The 23405-nt window shown below is 65.7% G+C and carries 20 protein-coding genes and 1 tRNA gene; 18 read left to right on the top strand and 3 right to left on the bottom strand.

Annotation, left to right across the window (positions count from 1 at the left end):
• The first annotated feature begins 1 nt into the window (after position 1).
• From ACVT6V_RS12920 to ACVT6V_RS12910, 3 genes are read left to right on the top strand one after another with little or no spacing between them, the layout of a single operon-like run.
• Entirely contained in the window at positions 2 to 958 is a 957-nt protein-coding gene (locus ACVT6V_RS12920; protein WP_489900150.1) for an ABC transporter permease, read from the top strand.
• Complete coding sequence (locus ACVT6V_RS12915; RefSeq protein ID WP_489900149.1) at positions 958 to 1899, top strand: ABC transporter permease; 942 nt, start codon at positions 958 to 960, stop codon at positions 1897 to 1899. Before ACVT6V_RS12920 ends, ACVT6V_RS12915 begins: the two co-directional genes overlap by 1 nt.
• Positions 1896 to 3557, top strand: coding sequence for a dipeptide ABC transporter ATP-binding protein (locus ACVT6V_RS12910; RefSeq protein WP_489900148.1), 1662 nt, complete (start codon positions 1896 to 1898; stop codon positions 3555 to 3557). The genes ACVT6V_RS12915 and ACVT6V_RS12910 overlap by 4 nt, the downstream gene beginning before the upstream one ends.
• Positions 3558 to 3567: 10 nt before the next feature.
• Here ACVT6V_RS12910 and ACVT6V_RS12905 read toward each other — a convergent pair.
• Positions 3568 to 3639, bottom strand: a tRNA-Gln gene (locus tag ACVT6V_RS12905).
• A 123-nt stretch (positions 3640 to 3762) separates the two neighbouring features.
• On the bottom strand, positions 3763 to 4518 hold the full coding sequence (locus ACVT6V_RS12900; protein ID WP_489900146.1) for an SDR family oxidoreductase: 756 nt from the start codon (positions 4516 to 4518) through the stop codon (positions 3763 to 3765).
• A gap of 129 nt (positions 4519 to 4647) precedes the next feature.
• Here ACVT6V_RS12900 and glmU point away from each other — a divergent pair, with 129 nt between their 5' ends.
• From glmU to ACVT6V_RS12825, 15 genes are all read left to right on the top strand, one after another.
• Complete coding sequence (gene glmU / locus ACVT6V_RS12895) at positions 4648 to 6129, top strand: bifunctional UDP-N-acetylglucosamine diphosphorylase/glucosamine-1-phosphate N-acetyltransferase GlmU (RefSeq protein WP_489900145.1); 1482 nt, start codon at positions 4648 to 4650, stop codon at positions 6127 to 6129.
• A 31-nt stretch (positions 6130 to 6160) separates the two neighbouring features.
• The gene (locus ACVT6V_RS12890) at positions 6161 to 7138 is read left to right on the top strand and encodes a ribose-phosphate diphosphokinase (protein ID WP_489900144.1); all 978 of its coding nucleotides are present in this window, start codon (positions 6161 to 6163) and stop codon (positions 7136 to 7138) included.
• Positions 7139 to 7459: 321 nt separating this feature from the next.
• A complete protein-coding gene (locus ACVT6V_RS12885; RefSeq protein WP_489900143.1) occupies positions 7460 to 9052 on the top strand; it encodes an SMP-30/gluconolactonase/LRE family protein in 1593 nt (530 codons plus the stop codon).
• Positions 9053 to 9059: 7 nt separating this feature from the next.
• Positions 9060 to 9920, top strand: coding sequence for an SDR family NAD(P)-dependent oxidoreductase (locus tag ACVT6V_RS12880; protein ID WP_489900141.1), 861 nt, complete (start codon positions 9060 to 9062; stop codon positions 9918 to 9920).
• 27 nt (positions 9921 to 9947) lie between these two features.
• Complete coding sequence (locus ACVT6V_RS12875) at positions 9948 to 11333, top strand: aromatic ring-hydroxylating oxygenase subunit alpha (RefSeq protein ID WP_489900140.1); 1386 nt, start codon at positions 9948 to 9950, stop codon at positions 11331 to 11333.
• A 58-nt stretch (positions 11334 to 11391) separates the two neighbouring features.
• The gene (locus tag ACVT6V_RS12870; RefSeq protein WP_489900139.1) at positions 11392 to 13227 is read left to right on the top strand and encodes a flavin-containing monooxygenase; all 1836 of its coding nucleotides are present in this window, start codon (positions 11392 to 11394) and stop codon (positions 13225 to 13227) included.
• Positions 13224 to 14156 carry an SDR family NAD(P)-dependent oxidoreductase gene (locus tag ACVT6V_RS12865; protein WP_489900138.1) on the top strand — a complete coding sequence of 311 codons (933 nt, stop codon included), beginning with the start codon at positions 13224 to 13226 and terminating at the stop codon, positions 14154 to 14156. Before ACVT6V_RS12870 ends, ACVT6V_RS12865 begins: the two co-directional genes overlap by 4 nt.
• Positions 14137 to 15843 carry a thiamine pyrophosphate-binding protein gene (locus ACVT6V_RS12860; protein WP_489900137.1) on the top strand — a complete coding sequence of 569 codons (1707 nt, stop codon included), beginning with the start codon at positions 14137 to 14139 and terminating at the stop codon, positions 15841 to 15843. The genes ACVT6V_RS12865 and ACVT6V_RS12860 overlap by 20 nt, the downstream gene beginning before the upstream one ends.
• Positions 15844 to 15893: 50 nt before the next feature.
• Positions 15894 to 17336, top strand: a complete 1443-nt coding sequence (locus tag ACVT6V_RS12855; protein ID WP_489900136.1) for an aldehyde dehydrogenase family protein — start codon at positions 15894 to 15896, stop codon at positions 17334 to 17336.
• Entirely contained in the window at positions 17333 to 17884 is a 552-nt protein-coding gene (locus ACVT6V_RS12850; protein ID WP_489900135.1) for a nuclear transport factor 2 family protein, read from the top strand. The genes ACVT6V_RS12855 and ACVT6V_RS12850 overlap by 4 nt, the downstream gene beginning before the upstream one ends.
• A 10-nt stretch (positions 17885 to 17894) precedes the next feature.
• Positions 17895 to 18755: an SDR family NAD(P)-dependent oxidoreductase gene (locus tag ACVT6V_RS12845; protein ID WP_489900134.1), complete on the top strand. Its 861-nt coding sequence runs from the start codon at positions 17895 to 17897 to the stop codon at positions 18753 to 18755.
• 35 nt (positions 18756 to 18790) lie between these two features.
• A complete protein-coding gene (locus ACVT6V_RS12840) occupies positions 18791 to 19351 on the top strand; it encodes a nuclear transport factor 2 family protein (RefSeq protein ID WP_489900133.1) in 561 nt (186 codons plus the stop codon).
• 34 nt (positions 19352 to 19385) lie between these two features.
• The gene (locus ACVT6V_RS12835) at positions 19386 to 20219 is read left to right on the top strand and encodes a TauD/TfdA dioxygenase family protein (protein WP_489900132.1); all 834 of its coding nucleotides are present in this window, start codon (positions 19386 to 19388) and stop codon (positions 20217 to 20219) included.
• A complete protein-coding gene (locus ACVT6V_RS12830; RefSeq protein WP_489900131.1) occupies positions 20216 to 20959 on the top strand; it encodes an SDR family NAD(P)-dependent oxidoreductase in 744 nt (247 codons plus the stop codon). Before ACVT6V_RS12835 ends, ACVT6V_RS12830 begins: the two co-directional genes overlap by 4 nt.
• A gap of 44 nt (positions 20960 to 21003) precedes the next feature.
• Entirely contained in the window at positions 21004 to 21543 is a 540-nt protein-coding gene (locus ACVT6V_RS12825; RefSeq protein ID WP_489900130.1) for a carboxymuconolactone decarboxylase family protein, read from the top strand.
• Positions 21544 to 21667: 124 nt separating this feature from the next.
• On the opposite strand, the gene ACVT6V_RS12820 is transcribed toward ACVT6V_RS12825, so the two are convergent.
• Positions 21668 to 23371, bottom strand: a complete 1704-nt coding sequence (locus ACVT6V_RS12820; RefSeq protein ID WP_489900129.1) for a hypothetical protein — start codon at positions 23369 to 23371, stop codon at positions 21668 to 21670.
• Positions 23372 to 23405: the final 34 nt, after the last annotated feature.

The raw sequence follows: 23405 nt of genomic DNA, 5'->3' as shown, positions 1-23405 counted from the left end.
GATGCTCGGATATCTCCTGCGGCGCATACCCACCGCCATCCTCGTCTTGTTCGTCGCGTCCATCCTCATCTTCTCCGTGCTGCGCCTGATCCCGGGCGGCCCGGAATCCGCCCTGGCCGGCCCCGACGCCTCGGCCGCTGATCTCGCGGCCATCCGGCACGACCTCGGCCTCGACCACAGTTTCTTTGCCCAGTATCTCGCCTGGATCGGTGGGGTGATCACGCTCGACTTCGGACAGAGCTACCAGGTCGGTGGCAGCATTGCCGCGCTCGTCGGATACGGACTCATGAATACGATCATCCTCACGCTCTCCGCGTTGGCGATCGCGATCGTTCTCGCACTGATCCTGAGCCTCACTGCGGTGCTGTCCGACAACCGATATCTGGGCGCACTGCTGACCGGCATCAACGCCGCTGCGATCGCGTTACCGACCTTCGTCGTCGGGACCGCGTTGATCCTCGTGTTCGGGGTCCGGCTGCGACTGTTGCCCGCCGGTGGCACACCGCCGGACGGGTTCTCCGACAGCCTGCAGATCAGCGCGCAGTTCATCCTGCTGCCGGCATTGACGTTGGGCCTGCCGGCCGGCGCGATGCTGGCCCGGTTCCTGACCGAGTCGCTGCGCACCGAGCTGCGAGCGCCATATGTACTGACGGCGAAGGCTCTCGGCGCCTCCCACACCGACGTCGTCCTCAAGCATGCGCTGCGTAATGCGCTGCCGCCCACACTCACCGCGCTCGGCATCACGGTCGGTTCGCTGCTGGGCGGTGCCGTCCTGGTCGAGTCCATCTTCGGGTGGCCCGGACTCGGATTGCTCACCGAGGAGGGGATCTTCGCACGCGACTACCCCTTGGTGCAGGTGCTCGTCTTGTTGTCGGTCGGGGTGTTCGTGATCATCCAGCTCCTCGCCGACATCGTCCACGCTTGGCTCGACCCCCGTATCCGACTGGCAGGTGAATGATGACCTCGAGTACTACAGGTATCCCGAGCGCCGACACGGTGCTCCCTGCAACGGGCCACGACGCCGACGTCGGGCCCGGGCTGCTCCCCGAGAGCCCCGGCGACCGGGAGGCGAGAAGTCCGCAGATACCGCTGTGGCGCAGTCTATCCCACGGAATCGGACTCGTCGGGAGCATCCTGGTCGTCGGTGTCGTCCTCCTGGGTGTCATCGGCCCGCTGTTCACCCCGTACGGCCCGGACCGGCAGATCGACGGCGCGTATCTCCTCACGCCCGGTCTCGATCACTGGCTGGGCACCGACGACGTGAACCGCGACCTGCTGACCCGGGTGCTCTACGGGATCCGGATCGATCTGCTCATCATCTTCGTCGCCGTGCCGATCGGTGCGGCGTTGGGGACACTCGCGGGCCTGACCACCGTCATCACGCCCGTCACCGATGTTGCAGCGCAACGGGTCTTCGACGTGATCCTGGCGTTCCCGGCGCTGGTTCTGGGTATCACGCTCACCGCGGTGCTGGGCCCCGGAGCGTTCACGGTGGGCCTCGTCATCGCGCTCGCCGAGATCCCGATCTTCGGGCGTCTCACCCGTACATCCGTACTGCGGATCCGGGAGATGCCGTTCGTCGAAGCCGCGCGCGTGAGTGGCGCGAGCACGTCGCGGGTGCTCCTTCACCACGTGCTGCCCCACTCGCTCGAGTCGCTCTCCGTTCAGTTCGCCCTGTCACTGTCACTGGCGGTGTTCGTCGAGGGCGCGCTGAGCTACCTCGGCATCGGGGTGGTCGCCCCGACGCCATCGCTGGGTTCGATCCTCGCCAGCGGCAACGGCTACCTCGAGACCAATCCCTGGTTCTCGATCGGTCCGCTGATCGTGGTGTCGGCTCTTGTACTGGGCTTCTACCTGATCGCCCAATCGATCTCACACGACCGGAGGATCGGACGATGACATCGTCGACACACCCGACACCCACGCCCGCACTCGTCGTCGAGGACCTCCGCGTCCGCTTCGACTTCCCCCGACCGGCGGTGGCCGGGATCAGCCTTCGCGTCGAACGCGGTGAGATCGTCGCACTCGTCGGGGAATCCGGATCCGGAAAGACGATCACCGCGCAAGCTGCCATCGGGCTGCTGCCCGACGGTGCACACGCCACCGGCTCGATTCTCGTCGACGGCGTCGAGGTGCTCAACCAAGCCGAGAAGGTACTCACCTCGATCCGCGGCGACCGGGTCGCGATGATCTTCCAGGAACCACAAACCGCACTCAATCCCTCGCAGACCGTGGGTTGGCAATTGCGCCAGGCACTTCGGGCGCACCGGAACATCTCTCGCAAGCAGGCGCGCCAACGCGCCGTCGAGTTGCTGACCCTGGTGGAGATCCCCGATCCCGACGAGAGGATCGACTTCTATCCGCATCAGCTGTCCGGTGGGCAGAAGCAACGAGTCGTGATCGCCCTGGCCCTGGCCGGAGATCCCGTGCTGCTGCTCGCCGACGAGCCGACCACCGCTCTCGACGTGTCCGTCCAGCTGGAGATCCTCGATCTGCTGGCGCGCCTCCGCGACCGTACCCAGGCCGGAATCCTGCTGATCACACACAATCTGGGGGTCGTCGCGGATATCGCGGACCGCGTGGTCGTCGCGCAGCTCGGCGAGATCGTCGAATCCGGTGAGGTTCACGACATCTTCGCCCACCCGACGCAGCCGTACACACGTCAGCTGCTCGCCGCGGTGCCGCGCCTGCCGGACCTCCGGGCCGAGGACGATGACGCCGAGGCCGACACCACCGGTGATCCGACGCCGGTCCTCACCGTCGACACCGTGACCGTCACCCATCCGGGCAGATTCGGCGCGCGGCCACACACCGCGTTGTCCGGGGTGTCCTTCACCGTCGGCCGCGGCGAAGTGGTCGGCGTGGTGGGTGAATCCGGCTCGGGCAAAACCACACTCGGACGGGCCGTGGGCGGCCTGATCCCCGTGCGAGACGGCCGCATCCTGGTCGACGGGGACGACATCGCGACCCTGTCGCGCGCCCGCTTACGCTCCGTGCGCCGCAAGCTGGCGTTTGTGCCGCAGGACCCGACAGCGTCGCTCGATCCGCGCTTCACCGTCTCCGAGTCGATCTCCGAGCCTCTCGACATCCAGGACATCGGCGATCGCGCGAGCCGTGACCGTCGCGTCCACGAGCTGCTCTCCGCGGTTCAACTGCCGCGGGTGTTCGCGTCCCGCCTCCCGCACGAGCTGTCCGGCGGTCAGCGGCAACGGGTCGCGCTCGCACGCGCGCTCTCGGCGGAACCGGAGTTGTTGATCGCAGACGAACCGACGAGCGCGCTCGATGTGTCCGTCCAGGCCAAGGTGCTCGACCTGTTCGCGAGCCTGCAGGAGGAGTTGGGCTTCGCCGCGATCTTCATCAGCCACGACCTGGCGGTCGTCGAGCAGGTGTCCGATCGTGTGGTGGTGCTGCGGGACGGCCACGTCGTCGAGGCCGGGGATGCGCGCCGTGTTCTCACCGCGCCGTCCGACCCCTACACGCGCCGATTGGTCGACGCGGTGCCGTATCCGGACCCGGTGGTGCAGCGGCAGCGGCGAGCGCGTGTGGCGGCTGTGTGAGCAATCGAAGCTCCCCCACCAGGACTCGAACCTGGAATGCCTGAACCAAAATCAGAAGTGTTGCCGATTACACCATGGGGGAATACTGCGCAGACGATTGTGCCATAGGCCCCGCCCGCACGAATCTCGGCGTTACCGCTCCTCCGTTTCGTATCCGCTCCCTCGATCGAAGGAGCGGGAACGAAACGGAGGAGCGGGAACGAGATCAGTCCTTCGGGCCGCCCGCCACGTAGACCACCTGGCCGGACACGAAGCCGGCACCCTCGCTGATGAAGAACGACGCCGTGTGTGCGATGTCCTCCGGAGCGCCGACCCGGTTCACCGGGATCTCGGCGGCTGCGGCCTTCTTGAAGTCCTCGAACGGGACACCCACGCGCGCGGCGGTGGCGGCGGTCATCTCCGTGGCGATGAAGCCGGGGGCGATCGCGTTGGCGGTGATGCCGAACTTGCCGAGCTCGATCGCCAGCGTCTTGGTGAAGCCCTGCATGCCGGCCTTGGCGGCCGAGTAGTTGGCCTGCCCGCGGTTGCCCAGGGCGGACGTACTCGACAGGTTCACGATGCGGCCCCAGCCGGCATCCACCATGTACTTCTGAGCCGCCTTGGTCACGTTGAAGGCGCCACGCAGGTGCACGCCCATGACCGCGTCCCAGTCGTCGACGGACATCTTGAACAGCAGATTGTCGCGCAGAATGCCCGCGTTGTTGACCACGACGGTGGGCGGGCCGAGCTCCTCGACGACCTTCGCCACCGCGGCGGTGACCGAGTCTTCGCTGGAGACGTCGGCGCCGACGGCGATGGCCTTGCCACCGGCCTCGGTGATCGCCGAGACGGTGTCGGCGCAGGCATCCGCATCCAGGTCGAGGACGGCGACGGCCAGCCCGTCGGAGGCCAGGCGTTTGGCGACGCCTGCGCCGATACCGCGGGCGGCTCCGGTGACGATCGCGACTTTCTGAGTGCTCATTGTGGGGGTACCTCCGTTGGTCGTGGGGGCGGTTTGCGCCTCACTGTTTCTATCAGCCCGAACATTCGCTCGGTACTGGGCGGCGGGTGAGCGCATTGTGGTGGTGGCCACTGCGTAGTATCGAGCCACATGACGGAGACGTCCTCGCCTGCAACTGCCGTGATCGTCCTCGCGGCAGGTGCGGGCACCCGAATGAAGTCGAAAGTCCCCAAGATCCTGCACACGCTCGGTGGCCGACCCTTGGTCGGCCACGCCCTGCACGGTGCGGCCGGGATCGAGCCGACCGACCTGATCGCCGTCGTCGGACATGAGCGAGAACAGGTGAGCGCAGCGGTCGCCGAGATCGCCGACGAACTCGGCCGCAAGGTCTCCATCGCCGTCCAGGACCAACCGCACGGCACCGGCCACGCGGCGCAGGCGGGATTGTCCGCCCTGCCCGACGACTTCACCGGGACGGTCGTGGTGATGGCCGCCGACGTTCCCCTACTCGACGCGGCCACCCTCGACGCGCTCGTCGTCGCACACAATGCCCATGGCGGGGCAGCCGTCACGCTGACCAGCTTCCTCGCGCCCGACCCCACCGGGTACGGCCGGATCATCCGGACCAACGACTCGATGGTGCAGGCCATCGTCGAACACAAGGACGCCACCGACCGGCAACGCTCGATCGCCGAGGTCAACGCCGGGGTCTATGCGTTCGACGCGACGTTCCTGCGCTACGCGCTCGGGCAGCTGTCCACGGACAATGTCCAAGGGGAGTACTACCTCACCGACGTGATCGGGATCGCCCGAGAGGACGATGAGGCCATCCACGCGTTGACCGTCGACGATCCTCTGCTGGTGGCCGGCTGCAACGACCGCATCCAGCTGGCCGATCTCGGCGCCGAACTCAATCGCCGGATCATCCGACGTCATCAGCTGGCCGGCGTCACCGTCGTCGATCCGAACTCGACCTGGATCGACGTGGACGTTGTCATCGGGGTCGATGTCCGGATCGAGCCGGGCACCCAGTTGCTCGGCACCACCACCATCGCCGACGACGCCGTGATCGGCCCCGACAGCACCTTGCGGAACGTCGTCGTCGGGTCCGGCGCAGCGGTGATCCGCACCCACGGCAGCGAATCGGAGGTCGGCGCGAACGCGTCCGTCGGGCCGTTCGCCTACCTGCGTCCGGGGACCCGACTCGGGGTCGGCGGCAAGATCGGCACCTTCGTGGAGACCAAGAAGGCCGATATCGGCGCGGGGAGCAAGATCCCCCACCTCACCTACGTCGGGGACGCGACGATCGGCGAGGAAACCAACATCGGCGCTTCCAGCGTGTTCGTGAATTATGACGGCGTGGCGAAACACCGTACGGTGATCGGGTCCCACTGCCGTACAGGGTCTGACAACATGTTTGTCGCACCTCTGCGCGTCGGGGACGGCGCCTACACCGGGGCGGGTACGGTCTTGCGGGACGACGTACCTCCCGGAGCTCTCGCGGTGTCGGCGGGCCAACAACGGAATATCGAGAACTGGGTGGTGCGCAAGCGCCCGGGTACCGCGGCGGCTCGCGCTGCCGGCGATGCCCAACAGACCAACAGCCAGGTCGACAACCGGTCTGGCGACTGATTCAGCAAGTCTTTCGAGCAGAAGAGTTTTCATGACCTGGACCACGGATAACCAGAAGAACCTGATGCTGTTCTCTGGGCGCGCCCACCCCGACCTCGCACAGGCCGTCGCCGATGAACTCGGCATCAAGGTGACCCCGCAGACCGCGAGGGACTTCGCCAACGGTGAGATCTTCGTCCGCTTCGAGGAGTCGGTTCGTGGTTCCGACGCCTTCGTCCTGCAGAGCTGCCCGTTCCCACTGAACCAGTGGGTGATGGAGGCGCTCGTCATGATCGACGCGCTCAAGCGCGGCTCGGCCAAGCGCATCAGCGTGATCCTGCCGTTCTACCCCTACGCCCGCCAGGACAAGAAGCACCGTGGCCGCGAGCCGATCTCGGCACGGCTGATCGCCGACCTGCTGAAGGCCGCGGGCGCCGACCGGATCATCACGGTCGACCTGCACACCGATCAGATCCAGGGCTTCTTCGACGGTCCGGTCGACCACATGCACGCCTTGGGCCAACTCGCCGACTACGTCCGGGCGAACTACGGCACCGACAATGTCACCGTCGTCTCCCCCGACTCCGGTCGAGTGCGCGTCGCGGAGAAATGGGCCGATGCGTTGGCCGGTGCGCCGCTGGCATTCATCCACAAGACCCGGGATCCGTTGGTCCCCAACCAGGTGAAGTCGAACCGGGTGGTCGGTGAGGTCGAAGGCCGCACGTGTGTCCTGATCGACGACATGATCGACACCGGTGGCACCATCGCCGGGGCCGTGAAGGTACTCAAGGACGCGGGCGCAGGCGACGTCATCATCGCCACCACGCACGGGGTCTTCTCCGACCCCGCCGCCGAGCGACTGGCCAATTGCGGCGCGAAAGAGGTCGTCGCGACGGACACGCTGCCCATCCCGGAGGAGAAGCAGTTCGCGAACCTGACGGTTCTGTCGATCGCCCCGTTGCTCGCCCAGACCATTCGAGAGGTTTTCGAGAACGGCTCCGTGACGAGCCTGTTCGACGGCAGCGCGTAGCACCCAGAACACCAACCAGAGTAGAGCGGACCGTCGCGGCGCAGTGCGTCGCGACGGTCCGCTTTTGTGTCGTCTCTGCAGCTCAGTGAGCCGGATGACGATGCGTCCGACCATGCCCGCCTCCCGGTAACCTCGCTGCGCAGTGTCGAGAACTCGGTTCCCATCCTTTTAAGGATAGTAATACTTGTAAATCTTGCGCGCACCTGTTTAGACTCCGACGCGAGCGACTTTGTGGCCTGCATCACGCCGCACCTGCCCGTGCTCCACTCGCCGCAGGAGCAGGTCGCCGTCACCGATTCCTCTCAGCACAGGAGGCCCACCTTGACCCAGGCGGCCCGCTACATCAGCCCTGCGTCCCATGACCTCGCCGACGGCTGGAGCCTCGAGCGCGTCACCGAACCCAGTCGCCTGTTCGGCGCCAACGGCATCCGTTCGGGACCCGACGGGCGTGTCTACGTCGCCCAGGTGGCCGGCAGTCAGATCAGCGCACTCGACCTCGACACCGGTGCGCTCGAGACGATCAGCGCGAAGGGCAGCGACATCGTCGCGCCGGACGACGTGGCCTTCGACAGCCGCGGCGACATGTACATCACCGAGTACTACGACGGCCGTGTGAGCGTACGGGACAGCACCGGCTCGACCCGACTACTGCGCGACGACCTTCCGGGCGCCAACGGCATCACGATCCATCAGGACCGGCTCTTCGTGAACGAGTGTCGACCAGGCGGTCGACTGATGGAGCTCGATCGGTCCGGCGGCGCCCCGAAGGTGCTGCTGGAGGACCTGCCGATGCCCAACGGCATGGAGGTCGGTCCCGACGGCAAGTTGTACTACCCGCTTCTCGGCGCCAACGAGATCTGGCGGATCGACCTCGACGGCGGTGAACCAGAAAGAGTGGCAGGCGATCTCGGCGCGCCCGATGCGGTGAAGTTCGATGCTGACGGCTACATCGTGTCCACCCAGGTCGCGTCCGGGCAGGTACTGAGGATCAATCCGCGCACCGGCGACCAGACGCTGTTGGCCCAGCTCTCCCCTGGCCTGGACAACCTCACGTTCGCCGGCGACCGCCTGTTCGTCTCGAGCTTCACCGGGCAGATCACCGAGATCCTGGCCGGTGGTGAGACGCGCACCGCGCTGGCCGATGGCCTGACGTGGCCGCTCGATCTCACCGTCGGACCTGATGGCACCCTCTACATCGCCGACGGCACCTTCTTGCTCGCCCACCGCCCGGGCGCCGAACCACACACCCTGGGAATGCTTTTCAGCCCGGGCTACCCCGGCTACATCCGGGGTATGACGTCAGTCGGCGACGGCGAGTTCGTCGTGGCCGGCAACGGCACGGTGTCGCGGTACTCACCGGCCGCCGCCGAGAGCGAGGTCCTCGTCGACGGCCTCGACCAGCTCTACGGTGTCGCGGTGTCATCGGCCGGTCTCATCGCGGTTGCCGATCTCGGTACCGGGAAGGTGCATGCCGTGCGGTCCGGTCAGGCCGATGTTCTCGCAAGCGGCCTCGATCGACCGATGGGCGTCGCCTTCACCGCCGACGGAACCTGCCTGGTCTCCGAGTCAGGTGCGGGACGGGTTGCCGCGGTGACGAGTTCGGGCACCGACACCATCGTCGACGGGCTCGAGACACCGCAGGGCATCGTCGTCGACGGATCGCAGCTCTACATCGTCGACGCCGGGAGCAAGTCGGTGGTGAACGTCGACCTCGAGACCAAGAGCCGCCAGGTCATCGCCACCAACCTGCCGGTCGGTGCGCCGCCCGGGGTGACCCCCAAGCCGCTCCTGGGACTGGTCCCCTTCTCCGGACCGCAGGGTCCGTTCGCGGGTATCGCCCTCGGCCCCAACGGAACCCTGTATGTCTCCGCCGACGCCGACGGCAGCGTCATCGCTCTGCGGAAGGGGGCCTGAGCACCGGATGGGTACCAAACAGCTGGACCACAACCCTGTCGGGCTCGCCGGACGCATCGTGATCGTGTCCGGCGCGGCCGGAGGGGGGATCGGCACGACGGTGACGAGGATGGTCGCCGAGGCGGGCGCGACCGTGATCGCGGTGAGCCGTTCGAAGGAGAATCTCGACACGCATATCACCCCGCTTGTCGACCAGGGCCTTTCGGTGATTCCGGTGAGCGCCGACGCGGCCACCGACGAGGGCATCGCGACGGTGCTGGATCGGGTACGGCTCACCGACGGCGCGCTGTACGGACTCGTCAACGTGGCCGGCGGTGCGGCACCGGCCACCTGGATGCCCGCCATCCGGGTGAGCCGCGAGGACTGGCGGGACCTGTTCACCCAGAACCTGGAGACCATGTTCTTCATGAGCCAGGCGGTGGCCGCCGAACTCAAGTCGCAGGCTCTGCCCGGGTCGATCGTTTCGATCTCCTCCATCAGTGGGATGAACACAGCACCCTTCCACATCGGGTACGGCACCGCGAAAGCAGCGCTGGTGGCGGCGACCCGGACCATGGCCGTCGAACTCGCCACCGACGACATCCGGGTGAACGCCGTCGCGCCGGGGGTGACCGCCACACCGGCATCGATGACCTACGTGGACGACGACGAGGATCGCGACCGCCGTGCCATCGCCATGGGTCGGCGTGGCCGCCCGGAAGAACAGGCCGGCGCGATCCTGTTCCTCCTGAGCGATCTGTCCAGTTACATCACCGGACAGACCATCCTCGTCGACGGCGGCCTCAATCTGAAATGGACGCACATGGGCGCCGACCACACGTCCCTGTTCCTCAAGGACGAGAACTTCCGCGCCGCAATCACGCACTGATTCAACGAATTTCATCGGGAGAATGTCATGACCAACACCATCGACGACATCAACGTACCGGTTCAGAACTCCACCGATGAGCCGCCGATCACACCGCTGGAGATCGGTGTGGAGGCCTACATCTCCAAGGACTATCTCCGCGCCGAACAGGACAGACTCTGGAGCAAGGTCTGGCAGCAGGTCGGTCGGGTGGAGGAGATCCCGAAGGTCGGCGACTTCCTCACCTACGAGATCATGGACAACTCGTTCATCATCGCCCGCTCGGCCCCGGACAAGATCAGTGCCTACCACAACGTCTGTTCGCATCGCGGACGCCGACTCGTCGACACCCCCGACGGCAAGCGAGAAGCCAAGGGCAAGTGCAAGACCTTCGTGTGTGGCTTCCATGGCTGGACCTACGACCTGGAGGGCCGCAACACCTGGGCCGCCGAACGTGCGGACTGGCCCACCGGCCTCACCGAGGAGAAGACCCGGCTGCGCAACGTACAGGTCGATACCTGGGGCGGCTGGATCTGGATCAACATGGACCCGGAGTGTGAACCGCTGCGTGACTACCTGGAACCGGCTGCGAGCCTTCTGGACCCCTTCCAGCTGGAGAACATGCGCTACCGCTGGCGCAAATGGCTTGTCTTCGACTGCAACTGGAAGGTCGCACTCGAAGCGTTCATGGAGACCTACCACGTCCCCTACACACATCCCGAGTTCCGCGCCTACGGGACCTTTCTCGGATGGTCGCGCGCCCACGGCAAGCACAGCAACATCGGCTACGACGTGCCCAAGGGGATGGAGGACAACCAGTCGAAGCTGCGGGTTGCCGACGGTCCGGACGCACGGATGTCCACCATCGATCTGCAGAACTTCACCTGGGAGAACGCCAACACCAACACGACACGGACTCTTGTCGATGCCGCCCAACGGTTGATGGACGAACTGCCCGAGGGCACTCCGGCCAACGAGGTGCTGGCCCATTGGCTGACGTCGGCCCGTAAGGCCGATGCCGACCGCGGGGTGATCTGGCCGACCGTCGCACCGGAGATCGTCGCCAAGAGCGGTACGGCGTGGCAGATCTTCCCCAATTTCCAGATCGGGCATGCGCTGAACAACATGCTCTGCTACAGCGCACGGCCCTACGGCGATGACCCCGACAAGTGCTACTTCGAGGCCGCGGTATACGAGCTCTTCCCTGAGGGCGAGGCGCCGGAAACCGAGTGGGAGTACACGCCCGAGGACGACCCCGGCTGGCGCACGGTGTTGCCGCAGGACTTCTCCAACATGGCCGCCGTGCAGAAGGGCATCAAGTCCCAGGGCTTCTCGGGCGCCAAACCCAACCCGTACCGCGAACGCAGCGTCGTCAACCTGCACCACAACCTGGCGAAGTACATGGGCACCGGCACACCGGTCGACCTCGGCTGAGCTGTCGCTCACCACTTTCCACCCACATCCATCAGCAGTGCCGAACCAAGGAATTCAGATGCAGAAATGCGAACCCACGCAGACACCGGACGTCGACATCCCGGCCCTCCACGAGAAATACCTTTCCGAGCGCGACAAGCGTCTCCGATCGGACGGGCAGGCCCAGTATCTCGAGGCCGAGGACGATTTCGCCGAGTTCTACGAGGGCGACCCCCACATGCCGGTGGTCCCGCGACAGCCGATCACCGATGACATCGACGTGGTGGTGCTCGGCGGCGGATTCTGTGGCCTCATCACCGCTCACCGGCTACAGCAGGCAGGGGTCTCGGATTTCAAGATCATCGAACTCGGCGGCGATTTCGGCGGGGTCTGGTACTGGAATCGCTACCCGGGCATCCAGATCGACTCCGACGCCTACTGTTACCTGCCGTTGCTCGAGGAGACCGGCTTCATGCCGAAGGAGAAGTTCTCCAAGGGCGACGAATGCTTCGAGCACGCGCAGCGCATCGGCAAGCATTTCGGCCTCTATGATCACGCTCTCTTCCACACCCTCGTCCGAGCCATGGAGTGGGACGGCTCCGACAACCGGTGGCACATCACCTCGAACCGCGGCGACGAGATCCGCGCCCGGTTCGTGATCATGTGCCAGGGGCCCCACAACCGGCCCAAACTGCCCGGCATTCCGGGGATCAAGGACTTCAAGGGCCACACCTTCCACACCGCTCGCTGGGACTACGACTACACCGGCGGCGATCTGCACGGCGGACTGGACAAGATCGCCGACAAGCGCATCGCCGTGATCGGCACCGGATCGAGCGGCGTACAGGCGATCCCCCACCTGGCCCGCGGAGCCAAGCACCTCACGGTGTTCCAGCGGACACCCTCCTACATCTTCGAGCGTGCCAACTATCCGACCGACCCCGAGTGGGTGCAGAGTCTGGAGCCGGGGTGGCGTGCCGCGCGACAGCGCAACTTCCACAACGCAGCGTTCGCGTTCTACAACCCGGGCGAACCCGACCTCATCTGCGACGGATGGACCGAGGTCGCCCGTAACATGGCCGCGAAGCTCAATGCGACCCCGAACTTCGAGGGCTGGGCTGCGCTCGCCGATCCGGCGAAGTTCATGGAGCTCAAGGAGATCGAGGACTACCGCGCGATGGAACGCCTCCGCCGGCGCGTCGAGCAGATCGTCGAGGACCCGGAGACCGCGGAGAAACTCAAGCCCTATTACCGAAACATGTGCAAGCGGCCGGTCTTCAATGACGACTACCTACCGACCTTCAACCGTCCCAACGTCACGTTGGTCGACGTTTCGGAGACCAAGGGCGTCGAGCGGATCACCGAGAAGGGTGTCGTCGCCAACGGTGTCGAGTATGAGGTCGACTGCATCGTGTTCGCCAGCGGCTTCGAGATCACCACGGCGCTCGAGCGACAGTTCGACATCAAGCCGTTCGCCGGCCGAGATGGGGTGTCGCTCTATGACCATTGGGGCAAGGGCTTCCGCACCCTGCACGGGGTGATGGCGCACGGCTTCCCCAACCACTTCGCCACCGGCTTCGTCCAAGGCGGTGTCACCGCGTCGACGACGCTGATGTTCGAGCAGCAGGCCGACCACATCTCCTACATCGTCTCCGAGGCGCTCAACCGGGGTGCGACCTACGTCGAACCCACCCCCGAGGCCGAAGAGGGCTGGGTGCAGACCATCCGCGAGTACTCGGTGGACAACAGCACCTTCACGATGGAATGCACGCCGGGCTACTACAACAGTGAGGGCGAGCCCAATGGACGCTCCTTCCTCGGTGATCCGTTCTGGGGCGGCTTCTACGAACTGAGTGACCTGCTCCAGAACTGGCGTGCCACCGGCGAACTGGAAGGTCTGGTGCTGGACAAGTGAGCTTGCGTTACGACAAGCGGGTCGCTGTCATCACCGGTGCCGGACGAGGTCTGGGACGTGCCTACGCCCTTCTGCTCGCGTCGCGGGGGGCAAAGGTGGTCGTCAACGATCCCGGAAGCAGTATCAGCGGCGAGAACACCGATGCCGGACCGGCGGCCGACGTCGTACAACAGATCACGGCCGCCGGTGGAGAGGCCGTCGCCTGCACCGAATCCGTCGCGACCGCCGAGGGAGGTCGCGCCATCATCGACGCCGCGATCGACACCTTCGGCACGATCGACATCTTGATCCACAACGCCGGCAACAACAGATATGCCTCGTTGTCGGAGATGACGTACGAGGACTTCGACGCCGTCCTCGACGTGCACCTGCGGGGCGCATTCCACGTTCTCCGCCCGGCCTTCCCGCGGATGTGCGCCGCCGGCTACGGACGCGTGGTGCTGACCTCGTCGATCGGCGGCATCTACGGCAACAGGAACGTCGCCAACTACGGCGCGGCGAAGGCCGGGATCATCGGCCTGTCCAACGTCGCGGCCCTGGAGGGAGCCGAACACGGTGTGCGGTCGAACGTGATCGTCCCGGCGGCCCTGACCCGGCTCGCCGAGGGCCTCGACACCTCCGCCTATCCACCGATGGAGCCCGAATTGACCGCGCCCGCCGTGGGCTGGCTGGCACACGAATCCTGTTCGATCACCGGGGAGATGCTGGTGTCGATCGCGGGTCGGGTGGCGCGGGCCTACATCGCCGAGACCGAAGGTGTGTACCAGCCGGCCTGGTCGGTCGAGGACGTCGGCGAACGTATCGCCGAGATCCGCGACACCGAGAATTCGTGGCTCCTGCCGGTCGTCCCGTCAGGCCACGTCGACCACATCACGAAGAGTTTCGCACTAGCGACGGAAGGCAGCGCACGTGTCAGTCAAGGTCTATGAACGGATTCTCGATCTCTTCGAGGCCGAGGGCATCAACACCATCTTCGGCATTCCCGATCCCAACTTCGTCCATCTGTTCCACACGGCCGAGGAGCGGGGCTGGAATGTCGTTGCCCCGCATCATGAGGAGACAGCAGGCTTCATGGCCGAGGCGGTCTCCCGGATGACCGGCAAGGCCGCGGTGTGCATCGGCACTCTGGGGCCGGGCATCGCCAACATGGCCGGCGCGGTCATGTGTGCCAAGGTCGAGAACTCGCCGGTCATCTTTCTCGGCGGCCAACGCGCCCGCATCACCGAACAGCGGGTGCGCCGCGGCCGGATTCAGTTCGTCCAGCAGTCCGGGCTGATCGAACCGTCGGTGAAGTACAGCGCCAGTATCGAATACGCCGACCAGACCGACGAGATCATCCGTGAGGGGCTCCGGAAGGCACTGTCGGGGACGCCGGGACCCGTCTACATCGAGTACCCGTCGCACGTCATCCAGGAGGAACTCGACGTTCCGCCGGTCCTGCCGCCGAGCGCGTATCGGCTGGTCGGCCAGACCGCAGGCCAGGACAAGATCGACGAGGCGGCACGGCTGATCGGCGCCGCCGAACAGCCCATCCTGCTCGTCGGGCACGGCGTGCACACGGCGCGCGCGGGTGCATCGGTGAAGGAACTCGCGGATCTGATGGCCTGCCCGGTGATCCAGACCTCTGGCGGCACCTCGTACATCGAGGGTCTGGAGGACCGCACCTTCGCGTACGGGTTCTCCACGTCGGCTGTGGAAGCGGTGGTGCAGTCCGACCTGTGTCTCGCGATCGGCACGGAACTCGGCGAGCCGGTCCACTTCGGCCGGGGACGGCATTGGGTGGAGGGCGAAGCCAACCGGTCCTGGCTGCTCATCGAGCAGGATCCGGCCGCGATCGGGGTCAACCGCCCCATCGACGTGCCGATGGTCGGCGACCTGCGGGCGGTGGTGCCGCAACTCGTCGAGGCCCTCAAGGACTCCCCGCGCACCGCCACACCCGAACTCGAGCGGTGGATCTCCGAGGATGCGGCGCAGCTGGCCGAGCTGGCCGAGACGGCACCGTCGGGAACGACGCCGGTGCATCCGGCCCGACTGATCGTCGAGGCGACCAAGGACTTCCCCGCCGACGGCATCATGGTGCGCGACGGCGGCGCCACGACCATCTTCGGGTGGACCTACTCGCAGGCCAAGCCGCACGACGTGATGTGGAATCAGAACTTCGGCCACCTGGGTACCGGTCTCCCCTATGCGGTCGGCGCGGGCGTCGCCGACGGCGGCAAACGGCCGATGATGCTGATCACCGGCGACTCGTCGTTCCAGTTCCACATCTCCGAACTGGAAACCGCAGCCCGTCTGAACCTTCCGTTGGTGTGCGTGGTCGCCGTCGACTATGCGTGGGGTCTGGAGGTCGGTGTCTACAAGCGCACCTACGGCCACGGGTCGCTCGAGACCGGTGTCCATTGGAGCGAGGCCACCCGCCTGGACAAGGTCGCCGAGGGATTCGGCTGCTACGGCGAATACGTCGACAAGGATGCGGACATCGCTCCCGCGATCAAGCGGGCGTACGCCAGCGGGAAGCCCGGCGTGATCCACGTCGCCGTGGACCCGAAGGCGAACTCGGAGGAGATGCCGAGCTACGACGAGTTCCGCACCTGGTACGCGGAAGGCCAGCAGTGAGACGCCGGCGATGAGACCTCGGATTGCACAACAACAGAATTGGGGCTGTCATGCGTGAGTACCACAAGTTCTACATCGACGGTCGGTGGCTGGAGCCGGCCCAGACGGACACCTTCGAGGTGACCAATCCGGCGACCGAAGAGGTGTGCGGCACCGTTTCCCTCGGCTCGGCCGCCGACGTCGACAAAGCGGTGTCCGCGGCCCGGCGGGCGTTCAGCACCTGGTCATCGTCGTCGATCAAGGACCGCATCGAGCTGCTGCAGAACATCTCGGTCGAATACCAGAATCGCAGCGGCGACCTCGGGGCGGCGCTGACCGAGGAGATGGGTGCGCCGACCGCCCTGGCCAACGGCTTCCAGATCGGGCTCGGCGCCGGACATCTGGGCACCGTCATCGAGACACTCGGCAACTATGTGTTCGAGGAACAGCGTGGCGCGTCGCTGGTGGTGAAGGAACCGATTGGCGTGTGCGGCTTGATCACTCCGTGGAACTGGCCGTTGAACCAGATCGCGGTCAAGGTCTTCCCCGCGCTCGCAACCGGTTGCACGATGGTGCTCAAGCCGTCGGAACGGTCGCCGTTCACCGGACAGATCTTCACCGAGATCCTGCATGCCGCAGGCGTTCCTGCCGGTGTGTTCAATCTGGTCCAGGGCGACGGACCGAATGTCGGTGTCCCGCTGTCGAACCATCGGGATGTCGACATGGTGTCGTTCACCGGTTCGACCCGGGCTGGTATCGACATCGCGAAGAACGCGGCCGCCGGCGTCAAGAGGGTCACGCAGGAACTCGGCGGTAAGGGACCCAACGTCGTCCTCGACGACGCCGATTTCGCGGAGAATGTCACCAAGGGTGTCGTGACGATGATGCTCAACTCCGGCCAGACCTGCAGCGCCCCCTCGCGCATGCTGGTACCGAACCAGCGCATGGAAGAGGCGATCGACGCCGCGAGGCAAGCGGCGTCGACCGTGACGGTCGGCGACCCCGCCGGAGACTTCGCCATCGGCCCGGTGGTGTCGAAGTCGCAGTTCGACAAGATCCAGAGCCTCATCCAGCAGGGTGTCGACGACGGCGCCACCCTGGTGGCGGGCGGCCCCGGGCGGCCCGAAGGACTCACGAAGGGCTACTACGTACAGCCGACCGTGTTCGCAGATGTCAAGAACGACATGACGATCGCGCGGGAGGAGATCTTCGGCCCGGTACTGACGATCCTCGGCTATGACAGCATCGACCACGCCATCGAGATCGCCAATGACACCGAGTACGGCCTCGCCGGGTTCGTGGCGGGCGCCGACCTCGACCAGGCTCGCGCCGTAGCGCGACGCATCCGTGCCGGATCGGTCGCCATCAATGACGCGTTCGACTTCTGTGCCCCCTTCGGCGGATTCAAGAAGAGCGGAAACGGCCGCGAGTGGGGCGAGTTCGGGTTCGAGGACTATCTGGAGATCAAGGGCATCCTTGGCTACGCGCCGGCTCCGGACGAGGACGGGGCATGAGTTCAGATACCGAGCGACTGCGCAGGGTCCTCGATCACGCCGACATCCGGGACTGCATCATCCGTGTTGCGCGGGGCGAGGACCGCAGGGACGCGGGGTCGATCCGGACCGCGTTCTGGCCGGATGCCACCACCGATTTCGGCATTTTCACCGGCGGCTTCGACGAGTATCTCGACTGGGTGGTACCCGGCTCCGCCGCGGTCGTGGTCACCCAGCACGTGCTCGGCCAGAGTCTGATCGAGTCCGGGGTCACCGAGGCAACCGCCGAGACGCATGTCACCGCTTATCACCGCGTCGACATCGGTGATGAGGAGCGCGACATGGTCCTCGGTGGGCGCTACCTCGATCGGCTGGAGAGGCGGTCAGATGTGTGGCGCATCGCGCAACGGACGATGCTCTACGACTGGTTCCGAGACCTCGGCACGGCAGTCGACTGGTCGCAGGGTTTGATGGGTCAACCGTTCTCGGCCGGTCATTTCCCGGGTAGAGCGACCGGCGACCACAGCGAGGTCTTCTTCGCTTCGGCCCAGGCCACCGCACCCCGATGAGGTGGCGCGGGTGAAATCGTTGTCGGACAAGGTCGCCGTCGTCACGGGTGCCAGTCGTGGCATCGGAAAGGGTATTGCGCTCGCGCTCGCCGCCGAGGGCGCCACGGTCTACGTCACCGGGCGCACGGTGACCCCGGGGACCTCCGCGTTACCGGGCACTGTCGGCGAAACCGCCGAATTGTGTGACCGCCTCGGCGGCCGAGGTGTCGCGGTCCCGGTGGACCACTCGAACGACGACGACGTCTCGGCCCTGTTCGATCTGGTCGAGAGCGAGCGGGGCCGGCTCGACATCTTGGTCAACAACGCGTTCGCGCTACCCGACGACCTCACCGACCCGGAACCCTTCTGGCGCAAACCACTCTCGAACTGGGAGATGATCGACGTCGGAGTGCGATCCAGCTTCGTGGCCGCGTGGCACGCCGCGAGGATCATGACGGCGCAGAGATCGGGGCTCATCGTCGCGATTTCCGGCTACACCGGAGTGACGTACACCTACGGCGTCCTCTTCGGAATGGCCAAGAGTGCGGTCGATCGGATGGCGCGGGACATGGCGGTCGAACTCAAACCCCATGGGGTGAGCTCCATCTCACTGTGGCAAGGCTTGACGTTCACCGAACGCGCCGAACGGAATCTGGCCGAGATCAGCGGACTGGACGGTCAGCCGGCCACCCGTCCCGAGAACGGTTGCTCGCCCGAATACGCCGGCCGGGTCATCGCAGCCCTGGCCTCCGACGGCGAGATCATCGCGCGCACCGGCGGAACCTTCATCACCGCGGAGCTCGGTGAGGCCTACGGCATCACCGACATCGACGGCAGACACATCCCGTCGTTGCGTGCGACACGTGGAGAACCGATCTGGTCTCCGGTGTGAGACCAACCACCATCAACACGAGATCAGAGGACATCATGCAGACATCGGTAGCGGCGCAGACGCTCAGCAAGTTGGAAGAGTTGCTCGACCGCCAGAACATCCTCGACACACTGACCCGGTTCAGTCGCGGCATGGACCGTTTCGACCGCGACATCTTCCTGTCCGCGTTCCACCCTGATGCCACGATCGCCGCGGGCAGCTTCGTCGGCGGGCCGATCGAACTCTTCGAGTGGTCCATCCCCATGCACGAACAAGGCCAGGTCGCGACTCACCACAATCTGCTCAACCACACCTGTGAGATCGAAGGCGACATCGCACACAGCGAGACCTACTACCTGTTCGTTGGCCGCAACCGCGACGACACCAACTGGATCGCCGGCGGCCGGTACATCGATCGGCTGGAGCGCCGCGACGGCGAGTGGAAGATCGCGTTGCGCACGAACGCCATCGAGTGGTCCGGGATGGTGCCGACGATGGACATCCCATTCGCGGATGTACCCGACATCAACGACAACGGCGCACCGTCGCGCAGCAAGCACGATCCCTCCTACACACGGCCACTGATCAACCGTCGCCGATCGAACATCCCCACCTGACCTGGACGAAACACCCGACGATACGAGGGCAGCCATGAGCACACTGAGAACCGAACCACTGTCGGAAAAGGTCGGCGCGAAGATTCTCGACGTCGACACCGACCGACTCCGCAGCGACCCCGACCTCCCCGCCGCAGTCGCTGAGGCTCTGGAGAGCTTCGGGGTCCTGCTGTTGCCCGAGTTGCATGCGAGCGACGAGGCGATGGTCGAGTTCTGCGGAAAGCTGGGCACACTGATCGACTTCTCGCATCGTCCCCCTGCCAACGACAAGGTGATGGAGATCAGCTTCGATCCGTCGAACCCGAACGCGGAGTACCTGCGCAGCAACGAGTTCTGGCACATCGACGGTCTCCTTGACGAGATCGCACCGAAGACATCGATTCTCACCGCACGGGTCACGTCGGCCGAAGGCGGGGAGACAGAGTTCGCCAGTACCTATGCGGCCTACGACGAGCTGTCGGGCGAAGAGAAGAAGCGCTTCGCCGGTTTACGCGTCGTACACACCTTCGATGCAGTTCAGCGGATGACCTACACGGACCCGACACCGGAGCAGGTGGCGGACTGGGCCACCCGCACAGCTCACGAGCATCCGCTGGTGTGGGAGCACGACTCCGGCCGGAAATCACTGGTATTGGGCGCCACCGCATCACATATCGCCGGGATGGACCTCGACGAGGGACGGGCGCTGCTCGCCGAGTTACGGGATCGGACCACGGCCGATGGCAAGGTCTGCAGCCACAGCTGGACCGAGGGCGACACCGTCTTCTGGGACAACACGGGCCTGGTGCATCGCGTGCGCGAGTTCGATCGTGACAAGCCCCGGATCATGCACCGCCTCACGGTTGCGGGTGAGGAGAAGATCAAATGAGTGGCCGCACGGCGATTGTCACCGGCGGAGCCTCAGGAATCGGTGGGGCGATCAGTGATCGCCTGGCCGCAGGTGACGACATGGTGGCGATCTTCGACATCAACGAAGAGGCCGCCGCCGCAAAGGCACGCTCGATCGAGGAGACCGGCGGCAAGGCGCTGGGACTGGCGGTCGACGTGACCGACCGTGCCCAGATCGACGCCGGTATCGAGGCGGTGCGAGCGCAGCTCGGCCGCCCGACCATCCTGGTCAACAGCGCAGGCGGCACCTTGGCAGGTCCCTTCCTGGAGATCACTGCCGAGCGATGGAATCGAGCCCTGGCCCTGAATCTGACGAGCACATTCGATTGTTGCCAGGCCGTCATCCCGGACATGCTCGAGGAGGGATGGGGACGCATCGTCAACATCTCGTCGTCGAGCGTGCACAGCGGCTCCCCAGGGCTGGCCGGTTACGTCACGTCCAAGTCCGGAGTCGTGGGTCTGACAAAGGTTCTCGCTCTGGAGTTCGGTCGCCGCGGCATCACGGTCAACACGATCCCGCCTGGATTCATCGACACACCGATGCTGCGGGAAACCGTGGCATCGGGAAGGTTCGATCTCGACACCCAGATCGAGAAGACCCCGGTCGGCCGGATCGGACTACCCGCGGATGTCGCCGCCACCTGCGCATTCCTGGTGAGTGAAGAGGCCGGCTACATCACCGGACAGATGATCGGTGTCAACGGCGGGCGGAACACGTGACGGCCAGGATACCGCCGGCGTCGAGAGCGGAGTGGTCCGACGACATGCGCGCATTCGTCGAGGGCTTCCGGTCGTCGGTGAAGAGCGTCGACGCCGAGGCCAAACGCCAGGCGGGAGACAATCTTCTCGGCACACTGGCCCGCTATCCGGGTCTGGCCATGGCATTCCTGTCGTTCAACAAGCACCTGTTGGCCACGTCCGCCCTCTCGGCACGGCAACGGGAATTGTTGATACTCCGGGTCGCCCACATCCGGCACGCGGACTACGAGTGGGCGCAGCACGTGATACTCGCGGACCGTGCAGGTTTGACCGCTGAGGAGATCGACCGGGTGACCGAGGGAGCGGGCGCACCCGAATGGTCACCCGCCGAGCGGGCCTTGGTGAGTTCGGTCGATGAACTGGTCGATGAGGGGTCGATCAGTGACGAGACCTGGACCGTCCTCGCACACGAGTTGGACGAGCAGCAGTTGATGGATGTGGTGTTCACTGTCGGCTGCTATGCCATGCTCGCAATGGCGTTGCGCTCGTTCGGGATCGAACCCGAACCGGGTCTCGTGCCGTTCCTCCCGCAGCTGGCACGGTGAATTCGTCCACGCTGGTTGAATAGCCCGGAGCGCCGGCGGAGGCGTATCGAAACTCGCGAGGCGATCTCGATACGCCCCACTGCCTCGCGTCTCGGTCTACTCGATCAGCGGGTGGGCGGCACGTCTACGGGTGTCGGCAGCGTCGGTCGCGATAGAGATACATCCTGCCGACGTGGGGTGTCACACGGGGTCGGCATCCGCTGATCGTCGCCGGGGTGTCGGCGATGTCGAACGGTAAGTTGATGACCAGGGTGTCGGGTGAGCTGAAGACGTGGCGATCGCCGATGTCGATCGACTCGGGCAGGCCCTCGGGGTCCGTTGGTGCCGGCTCCGCGCTGGATTCGACCGGGCCGCCGGTTGGTTCGGTCACTGACTCCGGGTCGTCGATGGGAGATGTCTCGTGCTCGACGAACTGCTCGCGGCCTTCCGACTCGACGATCGGAGCTGCCCCCGGCTCGACGACCTGCCCGCGGCATTCCGGCTCGCCGATCGGAGCTGCCCCCGGCTCGACGACCTGCCCGCGGCAGTCCGGCTCGCCGATCGGAGGTGTTTCCGGCTCGACGACCTGCCCGCGGCAGTCCGGCTCGCCGATCGGAGGTGTTTCCGGCTCGACGACCTGCCCGCGGCAGTCCGGCTCGTCGATCGGAGGTGTTTCCAGGTGGTCGAACGGCTTGCGGCATTGCGCGCGCTGCTGCGGGGCCTGGACCGTCTGCTTGTGCGGCTCGGACTGCTCGGCCTGCGTGGTGGGACATGCGTCGAAGCCACATGTGCACGCCAGCTTCGCCCCGGGCACACCATGGATTTCCGCAAGCGCCAGCGCACGTTGCACGCCGATACGCCGCGGGTCACGCCGGCACACCCGCTCGCAGATCATCGCGGCGATACGCTGCTGCACGAACACCCCGTGCTCGGCACTGATACACGCCGACATCTGCATGTGCCCGAACGCTTCCTTGGCGAACGTCACGTTCTGAAACGTCTGCGCGACATCCTCACGAGCCTCGGCACAACCATCGGGATCCAACGAGATCACCGATTCACCGAGTTGATCACGCAACACCGGATCGGTCGTCGCACGGTAACCCAACTCCAGCGCGATGTCCTCGAAATCGATCGGCGACTTACCCGGAGTATCAGCGGAATCACCAGAGTCGCCAGAGTCGCCGGAGTCACCGGAGTCGCCGGCAGAATCGTCGCCGGCAGCGTCATCGCCGGCAGCGTCATGGTCGGCAGCACAGTCGTCGGCGGAGTGGTCGTCGGCAGAGTCTGCGGAATCGGGCGCGCCCTCGCCGTCTGCGGAGTCGGCGGCACCCTCGCCATCTGCGGTGTCGGCGTCCTCGTCACCGGCGGCACCCTCGGGTCCCGGCCCCAGGGCGGCATCGATGATCGCGTCGATACGTTCGCGCAGATCACCTTTGGGAGCCACCTGCGCCGCCCGCACCATCTCCGACATCCGATGGGTACTGAAATCACCGGCCAGGTAAGCCAGCTGGAACTTGGGCAGATCCTGCAGCAACTCACCCAGCCTGAACCAATCACCGGCCTTCGAGCGCGAGAGTCTCAGCTGCAACGAGATCTCCCCGGTCGCCATCTTGTGCGCCTTCACCAACGACGAATTCGACGTGTACGGCCCGTCACGGTTCACCAACTGGTTATAGACCGACATCCCGATCTCATAGGCACCCAACACCGCACGCGCCTCGGCCTGACGACTCAGCTGCAACACATCGCGCACCGCATCCGTACGCGCCACCTCCGCCTCGACACCCTCACACGGCGCCGACAAAGCCGCGGCGTCGCCGGCATGATCGGAGAACGAGAACACCACGCGCCTTCCTGTACGGACGAACTCACCAGGTCGA

This window comes from Gordonia sp. LMA167 (assembly GCF_058130025.1).
Note: the sequence above shows the minus strand (reverse complement) of the source record. Positions and strands in the feature narration are given on the sequence as shown.

Bases quoted from the DNA above. Each gene is read 5' to 3' on its own strand.
- ACVT6V_RS12920 (WP_489900150.1), top strand. From the start codon at position 2: ATGCTCGGATATCTCCTGCGGCGCATACCCACCGCCATCCTCGTCTTG.
- ACVT6V_RS12915 (WP_489900149.1), top strand. From the start codon at position 958: ATGACCTCGAGTACTACAGGTATCCCGAGCGCCGACACGGTGCTCCCT.
- ACVT6V_RS12870 (WP_489900139.1), top strand. From the start codon at position 11,392: ATGCAGAAATGCGAACCCACGCAGACACCGGACGTCGACATCCCGGCC.
- ACVT6V_RS12880 (WP_489900141.1), top strand. From the start codon at position 9,060: ATGGGTACCAAACAGCTGGACCACAACCCTGTCGGGCTCGCCGGACGC.
- ACVT6V_RS12875 (WP_489900140.1), top strand. From the start codon at position 9,948: ATGACCAACACCATCGACGACATCAACGTACCGGTTCAGAACTCCACC.
- ACVT6V_RS12855 (WP_489900136.1), top strand. From the start codon at position 15,894: ATGCGTGAGTACCACAAGTTCTACATCGACGGTCGGTGGCTGGAGCCG.
- ACVT6V_RS12830 (WP_489900131.1), top strand. From the start codon at position 20,216: ATGAGTGGCCGCACGGCGATTGTCACCGGCGGAGCCTCAGGAATCGGT.
- ACVT6V_RS12910 (WP_489900148.1), top strand. From the start codon at position 1,896: ATGACATCGTCGACACACCCGACACCCACGCCCGCACTCGTCGTCGAG.
- ACVT6V_RS12890 (WP_489900144.1), top strand. From the start codon at position 6,161: ATGACCTGGACCACGGATAACCAGAAGAACCTGATGCTGTTCTCTGGG.
- ACVT6V_RS12900 (WP_489900146.1), bottom strand. From the start codon at position 4,518: ATGAGCACTCAGAAAGTCGCGATCGTCACCGGAGCCGCCCGCGGTATC.
- glmU (WP_489900145.1), top strand. From the start codon at position 4,648: ATGACGGAGACGTCCTCGCCTGCAACTGCCGTGATCGTCCTCGCGGCA.
- ACVT6V_RS12850 (WP_489900135.1), top strand. From the start codon at position 17,333: ATGAGTTCAGATACCGAGCGACTGCGCAGGGTCCTCGATCACGCCGAC.
- ACVT6V_RS12840 (WP_489900133.1), top strand. From the start codon at position 18,791: ATGCAGACATCGGTAGCGGCGCAGACGCTCAGCAAGTTGGAAGAGTTG.
- ACVT6V_RS12835 (WP_489900132.1), top strand. From the start codon at position 19,386: ATGAGCACACTGAGAACCGAACCACTGTCGGAAAAGGTCGGCGCGAAG.
- ACVT6V_RS12825 (WP_489900130.1), top strand. From the start codon at position 21,004: ATGCGCGCATTCGTCGAGGGCTTCCGGTCGTCGGTGAAGAGCGTCGAC.